The organism is Allobranchiibius sp. GilTou38, from assembly GCF_017565325.1.
Classification (GTDB): domain Bacteria; phylum Actinomycetota; class Actinomycetes; order Actinomycetales; family Dermatophilaceae; genus Allobranchiibius; species Allobranchiibius huperziae.
In genome coordinates, this window is the sequence record NZ_JAGEKN010000007.1 from 38,574 (window position 1) to 52,283 (window position 13,710).

A 13,710-nucleotide genomic window follows, 5' to 3' on the forward strand; every position below is an offset into this window, starting at 1 on the left:
TTGCTGCAGTTAGCAGAGCGCAAGCTGAAGCAAGCGTGATGCTACTCACAAGTAGTGAGCGGCTTCCCCTAGGCCGGGCGGGCGAGCAGCAGGTAGCAGCGGCGGCTGGGGTACTCCGCGTCCGGGATGGGCGCGCGCACGCAGCGGGCCACCTCGACGAGCCCCGCCGCGGCGGCGATCCGCGCGACCTCGTCGGGGTACAGGAACCACCCGTCGAACGTGACGGGGTGACCCAGGAAGTTCTCGGAGCGGTGCGCCGTGCCCATCGGGATCCCCGGCGCGTCGATGTGGAACGCGACCAGCAGGTGGCCGCCCGGTCGCAGCACCCTGGCCATCTCCCGGAACGCCACGGGACGCTCGTCCGGGTGCAGATGGATGATCGAGTAGAACGCCGTCGCCCCCGCGAGCACGCCGTCCGCAAGCGGAAGGGCGCGCAGATCGCCCGCCGCGAAACCGAGGTCACCGTGCCGCGCGCGACCGGTGGTCACCATCGACGGAGACAGGTCGACGCCCACCACCTGGCGGGCGCCGCACCGGCGCAGATGCGCGGCGACCTGACCGGGCCCGCAACCGAGGTCTGCCACCGGGCCGTCCCCGATGCTGTCGACCAGTCCTGCGAGCAGCGCCCGGTCCAGGGGCTTGGTGTCGAGTTCACTCAAGAGCGCCTCGTCGTACGCGGTCGCGACAGTGTCGTAGAGGACGCGGACCGGGTCGCTCACGGCGTGACGATCACCGTTTGCGCTGCGGCGCAGTCGTCGGCGACCAGGTCGACGTCGGTCGGGGTGCTGCGCTTGACGACCGCGAGCGCGATCGGGCCGTCCTCGTGGTGGCGTGCGACCGTGGTGATGACACCGACCGGACGCTCGACGCCCGGGACGCGCAACTGCGCGCCCGGCTCGGGGAGCAGGTGACCTGAACCGTCGAGGTGCAGGAATACCACCCGGCGCGGCGGACGGCCGAGGTTGTGCACCCGCGCGACCGTCTCCTGCCCGCGGTAGCACCCCTTGTGCAGGTGCACAGCGGTGCGCAGCCAGTCCAACTCGTGCGGGATCGAGCGGTGGTCGGTGTCGGCGCCCAGCCGGGGTCGCCAGTCGGCCACCCGCAGCGCCTCCGCGGCCAGCGTGCCCGACAGCGGCCGGTCGCCCACGAAGTCCGCGGCGCGGTCGCGGGGCACGATGACCTCGCGCCAGCGCCGTCCGGTCGCGGGATGCGGGCCGTCGCCGGAGTACGACGCGCTGTCCGGTCCCATGGTCGGCCACGGGTCCACCCAGACCAGGGTGCCGTCCGCGGCGTACTGCTCGGCGCTGCCCGCCTCGTCGCAGACCTGGCCGAACTGGGCGAAGTCGGCGCTGACGTCGGTGACCTGCACCCGCAGCATGAACTGCATCGAGGTCAACCACTGCACCAGTGCGTCGGCGGTGCCGGGCTCCACCCCGAGCCAGGCGGACTCGCCGTCGTCCACGACGTGGATCGCGTGCTCGACGTGCCCGTGCGGGCTGAGAACCAGCGTCTCCACGCCGTGGTGCGGCGCGAGGTCGTCCAGCTTCTGGGTCGTCATCGAGTGCAGCCAGGTGAGACGGTCGGGCCCGGTGACGCGCACGAGCCCCCGGTGGGTCAGGTCGACCAGCGCAGCTGCGCCCGCGAGGCGGCGCTGCTCCCCCATGGGGTCGCCGTAGTGCGCGGGAACTCCCGCGTCGATCCCATGCCCGTCGACCGCTCCGGGGCGGGTGAGCGAGGAACTCGGCGTTGTCGTGGTCACCATGACAACGGTACGCCGGGCGACCACGCACGCCGACCCGGCAGTGCCCGGTCACGCAGCTGTGAACTGCCCGATGACCAGCGTCGGGACGCGTTCTCGGGACCGGCGCCCACCTACACTGACCGCCATGACGCAGGACCCCGCGCATCAGGGCGCCGCCTCCGGACCCGACGACGCGCGAGACCCCGAGACCTCGCCACACCCCGGCGGCACCGAACCGGCCGGCCGGGAGTCGCCTCCCACCGAGGACGCCGGCCAGGCCGCGGAGCAGGCACCGCCGGAGGAGAAGAAGCGCGCCGGCTGCTTCAAGGTCGGGTGCCTGACCCTGCTGTCGATGATCGTCGTCATCGCTCTCGCCGTCGGCGGCCTGGCGCTCTACGTCAACCACCAGCTGGACCAGATCCAGCACTCCAACTCACTGCTGCCCTCGGACGGGCCGACCCGCGACGCGACGGCCGGCAAGGCGCAGAACATCCTGCTGCTCGGCTCGGACTCCCGCGGGAAGAACCTGCGCGACAACGGACGCTCGGACGTCATCCAGCTCATGCACGTGAGCAGCGACCGGCGCAGCATCCAGGTCGTGCACTTCCCGCGCGACCTCTACGTCGCGATCCCCGGACACGGGATGAACAAGATCAACGCGGCGTACTCCTTCGGCGGGTCCAAGCTGCTCGTGTCGACCATGCAGAACCTGCTGGGACTGCACATCGACCACGTCGCGCAGATCGGCTTCGACGGCTTCACCAAGCTGACGAACGCGATGGGCGGGGTCGACGTCTACGTGCGCTACCCCTACAGCGAGGGCGGCTTCGGCTCCTGGACGCAGGGCTACCACCACATGAACGGCGAGCAGGCGCTCGGCTTCTCCCGCGAGCGCCACCAGCTGCCGCACGGTGACATCGACCGTGGGGTGGACCAGCAGGAGTGGATCAACGCCATGGTCACCAAGGCGCTGTCCCGCGGCACGCTGGAGAACCCCAAGCGGGCACTCGACATGATCTCGGCCATCGCGCCGTACACCCTGACCGACACCTCGACGTCGTACCTCATCACGCTCGCCGTCAGCCTGCGCAACATCAGCCGGAACGACCTGACGTTCTACACCGCACCGTTCTCCGGTTTCGCCAAGAACTCCGTCGGAGACGTCGACGTGGTCGACATGCCGAAGATGAAGCAACTGGGCGCCAGTCTGCGCACGGACTCGATGAGCAGCACCTCGGTGACGCCCAACACCGTGAGCTGAGCGCGCCCGCCCACCCCCGCCGTACGATTCCGGGCATGCCTTTCGAACTGGACACGGACATGCCGCGTGAGCTGGCACCCCTGGCGTGGCTCATCGGCCGGTGGGAGGGCGCCGGTGTGATGGGCTATCCGGGCATCGAGTCGGTGAACTTCGGCCAGGAGGTCGTCTGCGGCCACGACGGCCGGCCCTTCCTGGAGTGGCGCAGCACGACGTGGCTGCTCGACGAGGCCGGCAACCAGGTCGAGCCGCTCACCAGCGAGCTCGGCTACTGGCGGCCGCTGCCGGACGGCGAGGTCGAGTTCGTGCTGGCCCATCCGACCGGTGTCGTGGAGATGTACTACGGCAACACCACCCCCGCGAAGATCGAGCTGCGGACCGACGGGGTGCTGCGCAGCCCGAGCGCCATGGAGTACTCCGCCGCGACGCGCCTCTACGGCTACGTCAACTCCAACCTGATGTGGGCCATGGACATGGCGGCCACCGGGCACCCGCTGCAGAGCTACGCCTCCGCGGAGCTGAAGCGGGTCAGCTGATCTGCGCGAAGAACCAGGTCGCCGCGGTCGGCAGCACACCGACGAAGAGCACGGTCGCCGATCCCAGGGCCAGCTGAGCCGCGGGTCCGCCCAACCGCGCCGGTGCGCGCAGGATCGAGCGGAACGCGTGCGACACCCCGGCGCCGAGCAGGCCGGCGACGAGGGGGGCGTTCCACGGGACGCCGGCGACGGCCGCCGCGATGAGTCCGGCGCCGATCCCGAGGAGCAGCGACACCGGCAGCGTGGCCTCGGACAGCCGCTCCCGACCTCGGAGGGCGACGTCCAGCGCCGTACCGAGCGAAGCACCGGCCAGCGCGGCGACGACGGCCTCCCGCCCGTGGTCACGTAGTGCCGCGTCGGCGATGAAGGCGCCGCTGGCGAGCGCCCCGAGACCGAGGCTCATCACCGCGAGGGAGATGACCACGCGTTCGCGCTCCCCCCGGCTGACCAGGGACTGCAGGAAGACCAGTGCCAGGGAGATGGCCAGTGCCGCGGTGACCCACCGGATCCCGTCGGCGGTGTCGGCCCATCCGACGATCACGGTCATCGAGACCGCAGCGATCCCGAGGACCAGGGAGCTGGACCGCTCCCGCGGCAGACCGAGGAGCATCGGCCAGCCGACCGCCACCACGAGCGCACTCAACAGGTAGGCGGCCGCGAGCGCGACCGACCCGGCGTACGCGCAGAACCCCAGGAGAACGGCGAACACGATCGCGCCGACACCCGCCAGGAACGGGGAGGCGGAGGCGCTCCTCACCCGCGTCGCGGGTGCGTCGACCGGCTGGGCGGTGGTCTCGCTTCCCTCGGGCACGACCCGAATCCTGCCACCACCTCGCCGGTGAGGGTGCCGCGTGGCCGCACGGGGCGGGCAGGCACGCCCCCGCGGACGTCTCCTGCTGGCAGCCTCAGCCGCCTGCGAAGGGCGGCAGCACCTCCAGGGTGGCGCCGTCGACCAGTGGGTCCTCGGCGTCGACCCGGCTGCCGTTCATCAGGAGCGCTGCAAGCACGAAGACCGGCCGCAGCTCCGGGTGTTGCTGGGTGGCCGCGGCGACCACGTCGCCGACGGTGAGGCCGTTCAACTGTTCGGTCGGGGTGCCGGCAGCAGCCTGTGCTCCGGCCCAGTACCGCACGACGATCTGTGCCATGGCCCCTCCTGATCTCCGGCAGGATCCCGGAAACCGGCCCCCGCCGCATGATGTGGCACGCGTCACGCCCGGCCGTACTGGCCGGTCGTCCTACCTGCAACATCGTATTCTTGAGCAGCATGGCACGCCTGTTGCTCCTCACCGACGCTCGCGGTGCGAGTGTCGAGGTGCTTCCGGCCCTCGGTCTTCTCGGTCATCGGGTGCGCGTGCTGCCCACCGAACCGCAGGCCCTGGTCGATCCTCCCGAGTGCGATGTCGTGCTGCTGGACGCCCGACGCGACCTGGCCAATGCGCGCGGGCTGACCCGGGTGCTGCGTACGACCGGGCTGTCCACCCCGCTGATCGCGATCTTCACCGAGGGCGGTCTCACCGCGCTCACCAGCGAGTGGCAGTTGGACGACGTGCTGCTGGAATCGGCCGGCCCTGCCGAGGTCGAGGCCCGGATCCGGCTGGCGATGACCAGGACGACGCCGCAGGCCGAGGACGAGCCCACCCGCATCCTGGCCGGCGAGCTCACCATCGACGAGGACGCGTACTCCGCCCGCATCCGCAGCCGCGCGCTCGATCTGACATACAAGGAGTTCGAGCTGCTCAAGCACCTGGCGCAGCACCCGGGTCGGGTCTTCACCCGCGCCCAGCTGCTGCAGGAGGTGTGGGGCTACGACTACTTCGGCGGCACTCGCACGGTCGACGTGCACGTACGACGCCTGCGCGCGAAACTCGGCCCGGACAACGAGTCGCTGATCGGTACGGTGCGCAACGTCGGCTACCGCTTCGTGGGCGCGCACGAATTGCGCGCGCCGGAAGAGCAGATCGCCCCGGCCTGAGAGCCCGTAGCCGTCTTGTTCTGATCGAGCTCATCCGACGCCACCGACGACACGGAGGAACGCGCTTCTTTCGAGCGACCCGCACCGCAGAACGGCTCATCGAGACGGCGAGTCGACTAGAATTCCTCGACATCGATCTGCCGCCCCGGACCCGGCGGCCGTAACTGGATTCGTCCGGTTCGCTGCTGCTGAGAGGTCGGTCATGACCATTTCGAATCGACGTGCCATACAGACAGATTGCGACGTGTCGCCGCGGGTCGGGTCCCATACCGAAGACCTGGCCACGCTCACCGTGCGCGAGCTGATGTCGGAGTTGGCGCAGGTGGAGTCGGCGATACGTCAGATGCCGGGGGCGGACATCACCGACGAGGCGGGCGCGTTGAATCCGCGATTCCAGGCGCTGGTGCTTCGTGAAGCCGCCCTGGTGGCTGCACTGCGGGGTCCGCGGCCCGACCACCATCGCTGACGGCTTCCCGGTCGCGATGTGAGGAAGCGGTTTCCGGGCGGCGATCGACGTCACGACGACCGTCTGGTGGAATCGCCGGTATGACCCTCACCGCGGAGCAGGTCCGCGCCCAACTGCCCGATCTCGCGCGCGCGGCCCAGGAGGTCGACGGCGTGGCCCCGCTCTCGGAGCAGACATTGCTGAATGCCCGGCACGGCGCACCCGACGGCGAGTCCCCTGACGGAGAGGGGCCTGCCATGGTGTGGCACGACGTGGACGGTGAGCTGATCGCGATCGCGGTCTCCGACGCGAGCCGCGCGTCGTACGAGCTGGTCGTGCGACCCGATCACCGGCGCAACGGATACGGCGCCAGCCTGCTGGACCTCGTCGTCAACCAGGTGAGCGAGGAGGGTGCCGCGCGGGTCTGGGCACACGGCGACCTGCCGACCGCCCGTTCACTGGCCGCCAGCCACGGGCTGCACGTGGTGCGCGAGCTGTGGAAGATGGCACGACCCGTGGACGGTGAGCCGGGGATCGAAGAGCCATCTCTGCCAACTGGATTCGCTTCGCGCCACTTCGAGCCGGGTGCGGACGACGAGGCATGGCTCGGGGTCAACGCACGCGCGTTCGCCCACCACCCCGAACAGGGCCGGATGACCCTGGCGGACCTGCGGGAGCGGATGGACCAGGACTGGTTCGATCCCACCGGGCTACTGCTCATCGAGGACGTCACCGGGGAGCGGCCCGTCCTCGCCGCCTCGCACTGGACCAAGATCGAGCCGCCCGGCGCCGCGGAGGGCGAGGTCTACGTCGTCGCCGTCGACCCGGCGTACCAGGGTCGCGGGCTCGGCCGGGCCGTCACCGCACTGGGCCTGGCGCACCTGGCAGCGGCCGGAGTGCGCACCATCGACCTCTACGTCGAGGGCGACAACGCGCCGGCGATCGCCACCTATCGCGGGTGGGGTTTCGACAAGGCCAGCGCGGACGTGATGTACGCGCTGTAGCCCCGAATCGACCGGTGACCAGGCGTGACCGCCCGTGGGAGGATCGCGCCATGGAATCCCAGCCCGGAGCCACGTCCCACCGCGTCGACGACAGTCCGGTGCAGGACGACGACCAGAACATCGACCACTCGACATCCAGCGACGCCAACCTGGTGCGCCTCGCTCGGCGTTCGGCCGGCGCGCATGCCCGTGCCCGCGGCGCGAACGGCCGTTTCGTCCGCGTCGCGCCAGAATTGAAGTTCGATCCCCAGGACGAGGAGCTGCCCGACGACCGGTTCCTTGACCGGGAGATCTCCTGGATGCAGTTCAACGAACGCGTCCTACAGCTGGCGGCCGACCCGGCCGTCCCGTTGCTCGAGCGAATTCGCTATCTGGCGATCTTCGCCAGCAACCTGGACGAGTTCTTCATGGTGCGGGTGGCCGGCCTCAAACGCCGGATCGCCACGGGCCTCGCCGTGCGCTCCGCCTCCGGCCTGGAGCCCCGTGAGGTGCTCGATGAGATCTCGCACGCCGCTCACAAGCTGATGCAGGTACACGCGCAGCTCTTCCAGAAGCAGCTGCGGCCGGCCGTGCAGGACGAGGGCATCCGCATCCTGCGGCCCGCGGAGCTCACCGATTCAGACCGCGCCCACCTCGGCGACCTGTTCCAGTCCCGGATTTACCCGGTGCTGACCCCGCTGGCGGTCGACCCGGCGCACCCCTTCCCGTACATCTCCGGGCTGTCGCTCAACCTCGCGGTGATCCTGATCAATCCCAAGACGGAGCGCGAGCACTTCGCCCGCGTGAAGGTGCCGCCGTTGCTGCCGCGGTTGATCGAGCTGGAGCCGGACGAAGGGGAGGATCCCCTCTTCAACACCCGGTTCGTGGCCATCGAGGACGTCATCGCCGAGCACCTGGGCGCGCTCTTTCCCGGTATGGAGGTACGCGAGCACTTCACCTTCCGGGTGACGCGCAACGAGGACCTCGAGGTCGAGGAGGACGACGCGGAGAGCCTGCTCACCGCGCTGGAGCGGGAACTGACCCGGCGCCGGTTCGGGCCACCCATCCGCCTCGAGGTCGCCGACGACATGGACGACCACGTGATGGACCTGCTGGTCCGCGAGCTGGGCGTGCACGAGCGGGAGGTCTACCGCCTCCCCGAGCCGCTGGATCTGCGTGGCCTGAACGCGGTGGCCGACCTGGACCGGTCCGAGCTGCGCTGGCCGCCGTTCGTGGCCATGGTGCACCCGGACCTGGCGCCGATCGAGCGGTCGGCCCAGTCCGACGTCCTGGAGGCGATGCGCGGCGGCGACATCCTGCTGCACCACCCCTACGACTCGTTCTCGACCTCGGTGCAGGCGTTCATCGAGCAGGCCGCGGCCGACCCCAACGTACTCGCGATCAAGCAGACCCTCTACCGGACGTCCGGCGACTCCCCCATCATCGATGCCCTGATCGAGGCCGCGGAGACCGGCAAGCAGGTGCTCGCGGTGGTGGAGCTCAAGGCCCGCTTCGACGAGGAGAACAACATCACCTGGGCGCGCAAGCTGGAGCGCGCGGGCGTGCACGTGGTCTACGGGATGGTGGGGCTGAAGACGCACGCCAAGCTGTGCCTCGTCGTACGCCAGGAGGGTGAGTCGATGCGGCGCTACTGCCACATCGGCACCGGCAACTACAACCCGAAGACGGCCCGGCTCTACGAGGATCTGGGCATCCTCACCTGCGACCCCGAGGTCGGCGAGGACCTGTCCCGGCTGTTCAACCAGCTGTCCGGGATGGCGCCGCGGGCCAAGTTCCGCCGGCTCCTCGTCGCGCCGCGCTCGGTGCGCACCGGCCTGGTCGAACGAATGAGCAAGGTCGCCGACGCCGCCCGTGACGGCAAGGACGCCCGCATCCAGATCAAGGTCAACTCCCTGGTCGACGAGCAGATCATCGACGCCTGCTATCGCGCGTCCCAGGCCGGCGCCAGGGTCGACGTCTGGGTCCGCGGCATCTGCTCGCTGCGCCCGGGCATCGAGGGTCTGTCGGACAACATCAAGGTGCGCTCGGTGCTCGGCCGCTTCCTGGAGCACTCCCGCGTCTTCCGTTTCCAGATCGAGGGCGAGGACGACGTCATCTTCATCGGCAGTGCCGACATGATGCATCGCAACCTGGACCGGCGGGTCGAGGCGATGGTACGCATCACGACGCCGCGCCACGTAGCGACGCTCGGACACCTGCTCGACCTCGGCGTCGCCGACGAGACCTCGTCGTGGGCATTGCACGGTGACGGGCGGTGGGAGCGGCACAACCTCGACGAGAACGGCGCACCGCTGCGGGACCTGCAGCAACATCTGATCGACACCTACGCGAAGCGCCGCAAGAAGGCGCGACGTCGGTGACCGCACAGGGCGGTGGGCAGCCGGCTGCCGGCGCGCTCGTCTGGCGCCGTGAGAGCGGGGTCCTGCAGGTCGCCCTGGTGCACAGGCCCCGGTACGACGACTGGTCCTGGCCCAAGGGCAAGCTCGACCCCGGCGAGTGCTGGGCCGGTGCCGCCGCGCGGGAGGTCCTGGAGGAGACGGGGCTGCGCCCGCGCCTCGGCATCCCCCTGCCGCGCGCTGTCTACGGGCTGCGCGACGGCAGCCTCAAAGAGGTGCGCTACTGGGCGGCGCAGGCCGTCGGCGGAACGGGCACCCTGGAGAACGAGATCGACAGGGTCGAGTGGCTGACCCCGCCGGCGGCGCGTGAACGGTTGACCTACGCACGGGACTCGCTGCAACTCCAGGCCCTACTCGACGCCGATCGGCGGGGCGCGCTGCGCACCTGGGTGCTCGTGGTGGTCCGACACGGCGACGCGGTGTCACGCTCGTCGTGGGACCGCTCCGACACGGACCGGCCGCTCACTCAGCAGGGCAAGAAACGTGCTGCCGCGCTCACTGCGGCGCTCGGCGCGTACGGCGTGCACCGCCTAATCTCCTCTCCGTCGGCGCGGTGCACCGCAACCGTCGCCCCCTTCGCGCACGCTCACCATCTGCAGATCAAGGAGAAGCGCGGGCTGTCCGAGGAGGTCTTCGCGAACGAACCGGGGCGTGCCGTGCGCCACCTGGAGCGGGCTTTGGATCGCGGTGAGTTCACGGCGCTGTGCACCCACCGCCCCGTCCTGCCCGCACTTCTGCATCGCCTCGCGGGGCAGGCGACTCCCGGCGCGGCCTGCACGACATTGTTGGAACGGGCGCGCGACGGACTGGAGAAGGGCGAGGCCCTCATCTGCCAGATGGTGGATGTGGGAGAGGCGGCGCGCGTGGTGTCGGTGGAGCGCAACCGGCCCTGAACGGCTGCGCGAGCCCGCGCAGGGTCAGAAGATACGCATGGCCACCTCGGCCGGAGCGTCCAGCAGCTCGGTGATCTCGTCGTCCAGCTGCACCAGGGTGATCGATGCACCCGCCATGTCCAACGAGGTGCAGTACTCGCCGACGTAGCTGCGCGCGACCTCGATGCCCTGCTCCGCCAGCCGCCGGTGGGCGTGGCGGTAGACGATGTAGAGCTCGCTGATCGGCGTACCACCGAGACCGTTGACCATCAGGGCCACCTTGTTCCCCGACTCGAACGGCAGATCGGTCACGATCGCGTCGAGCAGTTCGTCGGTGATCTCGTCCGCGCTGCGCATCGGCTGCCGCTCGCGACCCGGCTCGCCGTGGATACCGACGCCCATCTCGATCTTGTCGTCCTCCAGCTCGAACAGCGGCGACCCCTTGGCCGGTGGCGTGCAGGCGGTGAGGGCCACGCCCATCGTGCGGGTGACGCTGTTGACCTTCTCCCCGATGCGGACGCACTCGGCCAGGTCGGCGCCGTTCTCGGCCGCGGCCCCCACCGCCTTGATGACGAAGAAGTTGCCGGCCACCCCGCGGCGCCCCGTGGTGTACGTGGAGTCCTTGACCGCCACGTCGTCGTCGATGAAGAGGATCTCCGTGGCCACGCCCTCGGCGTCGGCCATCTCCTTGGCCATCTCGAAGGCCATCCGGTCACCGGTGTAGTTGTTGACCAGGAGCAGCACGCCCTTGTCGGACGCCACCTTCTTGGCGGTCTCCAGCACGTAGTCCATCGGCGGGGCCGCGAAGACGTCGCCGGGGCACGCCGCATCCAGCATGCCCTTGCCGACGATCATCACGTGGGCCGGCTCGTGACCCGATCCGGAACCCTGCACGATCGAGACCTTGCCCGACCGGGGCGCATCCGCACGCCTGATCAGGTTGTACGCCGGGTCGTAGACGAGCGTGTCCGGGTTGGCCAGCGCCAGGCCCTCGAGCATCTCCGGCACGAACTGCTGGGGGTCGTTGACGAACTTCTTCACAGCGTCACTCCTTGGTCGTTCTCATTGGTGGTGGTGGCTCCGGGTTCGTCCCGGCCGACCCAAGCCCTGCTGAGCTGTTCGGCGATCACGGCGAGCGCCATGGCTCCCGCATCGACCGAGCCCCGGCTGCGTTCGCCGGTGTACGACGCACGGCCACGGCGCGCGACCATGTCGCTGGTCGCCTCGGCGGACGACTTCGCCGTCTGCGCTACGGCGGCCACCACGGCCGCACTGTCCGCGCCGGACCCGACCTCCTGCTCGATGCGATCGGTCACCGGCACGAGGGTGTCGAGGAGGGTCTTGTCGCCGACGTCGGACCGGCCCCGCGCCTTGATGCCCTCGACCGCCGCCCGAAGCATGGCCACGACGGTCGCGCCGTCGATCTCCCCATCCCCCGCGGCGGCACCGGCACGAAGGAACGCAGTGCCCCAGATGGGACCCGAGGTGCCGCCCATCCGAGAGGTGATGGTGACGCCGACCTTCTTGAGGAACGCGCCGGAATCGGACCGGTCGAAGTCGTCCCATCCTTCGAGGACCTTCTCGAAGCCGCGCGCGAGGGAGTAGCCGAAGTCGCCGTCGCCCACCACCGCGTCCAGATCGCCGAAGTACTTCTCGTTCTCGACGACTGTCCGGGCGATGGACCTGACCACCAGGGCCACCTGGTCTTGTGAGGTGCCGGTCATGCACTGTCTCCCTTGGTCGGTCCTGTCGATGCGGTGTTCACGCCGCTGATGCACGCCCGGAGGTCCTCGAGTGAGACGAAATCCCCGATGGGGACGCCGGCTCGATCGGCCAGTACGTCGAGCGGCGGACCGCCCGGGTCCCCCAGCGAGGAGATCACCAGGCATGCCTCGGAGAAGTCCTCCTCGCGGGTGTAGGAGCTCGTCGTGATCAGGCAACGCAGGCCGGCCCCGACGGCTGCCCGCAGTCCATTGCGCGAGTCCTCGATGACGAGGACCTGGTCCCGCTCCAGGCCGAGCTCCGAGACGGCCAACAGGTAGATCTGCGGATCGGGCTTCTTCGCGGACACGACATCACCGGCGAAGATGGGGATCGCGTCAGCGAGGTCGTGCCCGACGGCCGCCTCCAGGACGGCGTACACCGACGGGCGCGCCGAGGTCGAGGCGACGGCGACCGTCCAACCGGCCTGCACCGCCGCGGTGATGATGCGGGTGATGCCCGGTCGTGGTCGCACCGCTCCGTCGGAGACCAGACGCCGGAAATGCACACCCTTGGCCTGGTGCCATGTGGACAGCAGCTCGGCCTGCGCGTCCTTGCTCGGCGGCACTGCGAACCGGCGGGCGAACTGCGGGTCCTCGAAGAGGCTGGCCATCCGCTCCTTACCGCCACCGATCCGCAGCTTCTCGCCGTACTCCTGCTCGTCCCAGTGGGCAGGGACACCCAGCTCGTCGAACATGGCGTTGAACGCCGGCCGGTGCCCGTCGCGCTCGGTGTCGGCCAGCACTCCGTCGCAGTCGAAGATCAGGGCGGGACTCACCATGCCTGACCCGAGCTGCGGAAATCTCGCATGTGCTGCACCGCCATGTCGACCACGGCCTGCTTCTGGGCGGCGAAGAGGGAGGGCGGGTCCCACGTGCCGCGCTTCTCGGTCTCGGTCAGGAAGCTCAGCCCCGACTTCATGAAGGTCTCCTTCAGCGCCGTGGAGATGTTGACCTTCGCGCATCCGCGCGCGATCAGGTCCTGGAACTGGGCGGTCGACAGGCCCGTTCCGCCGTGCAGCGCCATGGGGACGCCGGTCGCCTCGACCAGGTCCGACACTCGCTGGTGGTCCAGGACGGGCGCCGAGGTGTACTGGCCGTGCGCGTTGCCGATCGCGGGCGCGAAACACTGCACACCCGTCCGCTGGATGAAGTCGGTCGCGACCTCCAACGACATCGACTCCGGCTTGTCGTCGGAACCGACGCCGTCCTCGACCCCCTGGATGCCCTCGATCTCACCCTCGACGTGCGCGCCGGTCGCCCGGGCCTCGGCCACCACCTCGGTGGTCTGGCGCACGTTCTCCTCCACGTCCAGCTCGTGTGCGTCGAACAGCACGGAGTTCCACCCGCGTCGCAGGCAGTCGGAGATGACGTCCCGGTACGGGCAATGGTCCAGGTGCAGGGTGACCGGCACGTCGACGCCGCGCACCAGCGTCCGGAAGATGTCGTAGAGCTGCTCGCTGCCGTACTGGCGCACCGTCTTGACCGAGGTCTGCAGGATGACCGGCGACCGCTCCTGCACGGCCGCCGCCAACACCGCCTCGATGGTCAGGTCGTTCAGGATGTTGAACGCCGGCACGCCGTACCTGGCACTCAGCGAATGGGCGAGCGTGTCCTGCAACGAAACGACTGCCACGCGGGTATGCCTCCCTATCGGGTCGGCGGCTCAGCGAGGAGCCGCGCGTGCGACCAGTCAAGCCGCCCGGGGCCGCGTCCACATGGGGGA

The 13,710-nt window shown here is 69.8% G+C and carries 15 protein-coding genes; 7 read left to right on the plus strand and 8 right to left on the minus strand.

All coding sequences use genetic code 11. The annotated features are described in order from the left end of the window. Nucleotides 1-68: 68 nt before the first annotated feature. A complete protein-coding gene (locus JOB34_RS09380; protein WP_208052480.1) occupies nucleotides 69-719 on the minus strand; it encodes a class I SAM-dependent methyltransferase in 651 nt (216 codons plus the stop codon). Beyond that, entirely contained in the window at nucleotides 716-1,759 is a 1,044-nt protein-coding gene (locus JOB34_RS09385) for a folate-binding protein (RefSeq protein ID WP_347813809.1), read from the minus strand. The genes JOB34_RS09380 and JOB34_RS09385 overlap by 4 nt, the downstream gene beginning before the upstream one ends. Nucleotides 1,760-1,886: 127 nt before the next feature. Here JOB34_RS09385 and JOB34_RS09390 point away from each other — a divergent pair, with 127 nt between their 5' ends. Then, nucleotides 1,887-3,002, plus strand: coding sequence for an LCP family protein (locus JOB34_RS09390; protein ID WP_208052482.1), 1,116 nt, complete (start codon nucleotides 1,887-1,889; stop codon nucleotides 3,000-3,002). Nucleotides 3,003-3,037: 35 nt separating this feature from the next. Continuing rightward, nucleotides 3,038-3,535, plus strand: coding sequence for an FABP family protein (locus tag JOB34_RS09395; protein WP_179482948.1), 498 nt, complete (start codon nucleotides 3,038-3,040; stop codon nucleotides 3,533-3,535). Here the strand turns inward: JOB34_RS09395 and JOB34_RS09400 are convergent. Together JOB34_RS09400 and JOB34_RS09405 are read right to left on the minus strand one after the other, a co-directional pair. After that, entirely contained in the window at nucleotides 3,528-4,346 is an 819-nt protein-coding gene (locus JOB34_RS09400; RefSeq protein WP_208052483.1) for a hypothetical protein, read from the minus strand. The two genes, JOB34_RS09395 and JOB34_RS09400, sit on opposite strands and share 8 nt — an antisense overlap. Before the next feature lie 94 nt (nucleotides 4,347-4,440). Continuing rightward, on the minus strand, nucleotides 4,441-4,680 hold the full coding sequence (locus JOB34_RS09405; RefSeq protein ID WP_208052484.1) for a MoaD/ThiS family protein: 240 nt from the start codon (nucleotides 4,678-4,680) through the stop codon (nucleotides 4,441-4,443). A 119-nt stretch (nucleotides 4,681-4,799) separates the two neighbouring features. Here JOB34_RS09405 and JOB34_RS09410 point away from each other — a divergent pair, with 119 nt between their 5' ends. From JOB34_RS09410 to JOB34_RS09430, 5 genes are all read left to right on the plus strand, one after another. Beyond that, the gene (locus JOB34_RS09410; RefSeq protein ID WP_208052485.1) at nucleotides 4,800-5,507 is read left to right on the plus strand and encodes a response regulator transcription factor; all 708 of its coding nucleotides are present in this window, start codon (nucleotides 4,800-4,802) and stop codon (nucleotides 5,505-5,507) included. A gap of 244 nt (nucleotides 5,508-5,751) precedes the next feature. Continuing rightward, a complete protein-coding gene (locus JOB34_RS09415; protein WP_208052486.1) occupies nucleotides 5,752-5,973 on the plus strand; it encodes a hypothetical protein in 222 nt (73 codons plus the stop codon). Between the two features lie 80 nt (nucleotides 5,974-6,053). Further along, on the plus strand, nucleotides 6,054-6,956 hold the full coding sequence (mshD, locus tag JOB34_RS09420; protein WP_208052487.1) for a mycothiol synthase: 903 nt from the start codon (nucleotides 6,054-6,056) through the stop codon (nucleotides 6,954-6,956). A 50-nt stretch (nucleotides 6,957-7,006) separates the two neighbouring features. After that, nucleotides 7,007-9,316 (plus strand): RNA degradosome polyphosphate kinase, encoded by a 2,310-nt coding sequence (locus tag JOB34_RS09425; protein ID WP_208052488.1) that lies wholly within the window; start codon nucleotides 7,007-7,009, stop codon nucleotides 9,314-9,316. After that, a complete protein-coding gene (locus JOB34_RS09430) occupies nucleotides 9,313-10,245 on the plus strand; it encodes an NUDIX domain-containing protein (RefSeq protein WP_208052489.1) in 933 nt (310 codons plus the stop codon). Before JOB34_RS09425 ends, JOB34_RS09430 begins: the two co-directional genes overlap by 4 nt. 24 nt (nucleotides 10,246-10,269) lie before the next feature. Here the strand turns inward: JOB34_RS09430 and dhaK are convergent, their stop codons facing one another. The 4 genes from dhaK to JOB34_RS09450 are packed head-to-tail and all read right to left on the minus strand — an operon-like array spanning nucleotide 10,270 to nucleotide 13,620. Then, nucleotides 10,270-11,265, minus strand: a complete 996-nt coding sequence (gene dhaK / locus JOB34_RS09435; RefSeq protein ID WP_208052490.1) for a dihydroxyacetone kinase subunit DhaK — start codon at nucleotides 11,263-11,265, stop codon at nucleotides 10,270-10,272. Then, nucleotides 11,262-11,948 (minus strand): dihydroxyacetone kinase subunit DhaL, encoded by a 687-nt coding sequence (gene dhaL / locus JOB34_RS09440; protein WP_208052491.1) that lies wholly within the window; start codon nucleotides 11,946-11,948, stop codon nucleotides 11,262-11,264. Before dhaL ends, dhaK begins: the two co-directional genes overlap by 4 nt. After that, a complete protein-coding gene (locus JOB34_RS09445) occupies nucleotides 11,945-12,766 on the minus strand; it encodes an HAD-IA family hydrolase (RefSeq protein ID WP_208052492.1) in 822 nt (273 codons plus the stop codon). The genes dhaL and JOB34_RS09445 overlap by 4 nt, the downstream gene beginning before the upstream one ends. Further along, complete coding sequence (locus JOB34_RS09450) at nucleotides 12,760-13,620, minus strand: class II fructose-bisphosphate aldolase (protein WP_208052493.1); 861 nt, start codon at nucleotides 13,618-13,620, stop codon at nucleotides 12,760-12,762. Before JOB34_RS09450 ends, JOB34_RS09445 begins: the two co-directional genes overlap by 7 nt. Nucleotides 13,621-13,710: the final 90 nt, after the last annotated feature.

Coding starts and splice junctions, on each gene's coding strand:
- JOB34_RS09425 (WP_208052488.1), top strand. CDS start 7,007: ATGGAATCCCAGCCCGGAGCCACGTCCCACCGCGTCGACGACAGTCCG.
- JOB34_RS09445 (WP_208052492.1), bottom strand. CDS start 12,766: ATGGTGAGTCCCGCCCTGATCTTCGACTGCGACGGAGTGCTGGCCGAC.
- mshD (WP_208052487.1), top strand. CDS start 6,054: ATGACCCTCACCGCGGAGCAGGTCCGCGCCCAACTGCCCGATCTCGCG.
- JOB34_RS09410 (WP_208052485.1), top strand. CDS start 4,800: ATGGCACGCCTGTTGCTCCTCACCGACGCTCGCGGTGCGAGTGTCGAG.
- JOB34_RS09395 (WP_179482948.1), top strand. CDS start 3,038: ATGCCTTTCGAACTGGACACGGACATGCCGCGTGAGCTGGCACCCCTG.
- JOB34_RS09405 (WP_208052484.1), bottom strand. CDS start 4,680: ATGGCACAGATCGTCGTGCGGTACTGGGCCGGAGCACAGGCTGCTGCC.
- JOB34_RS09390 (WP_208052482.1), top strand. CDS start 1,887: ATGACGCAGGACCCCGCGCATCAGGGCGCCGCCTCCGGACCCGACGAC.
- dhaL (WP_208052491.1), bottom strand. CDS start 11,948: ATGACCGGCACCTCACAAGACCAGGTGGCCCTGGTGGTCAGGTCCATC.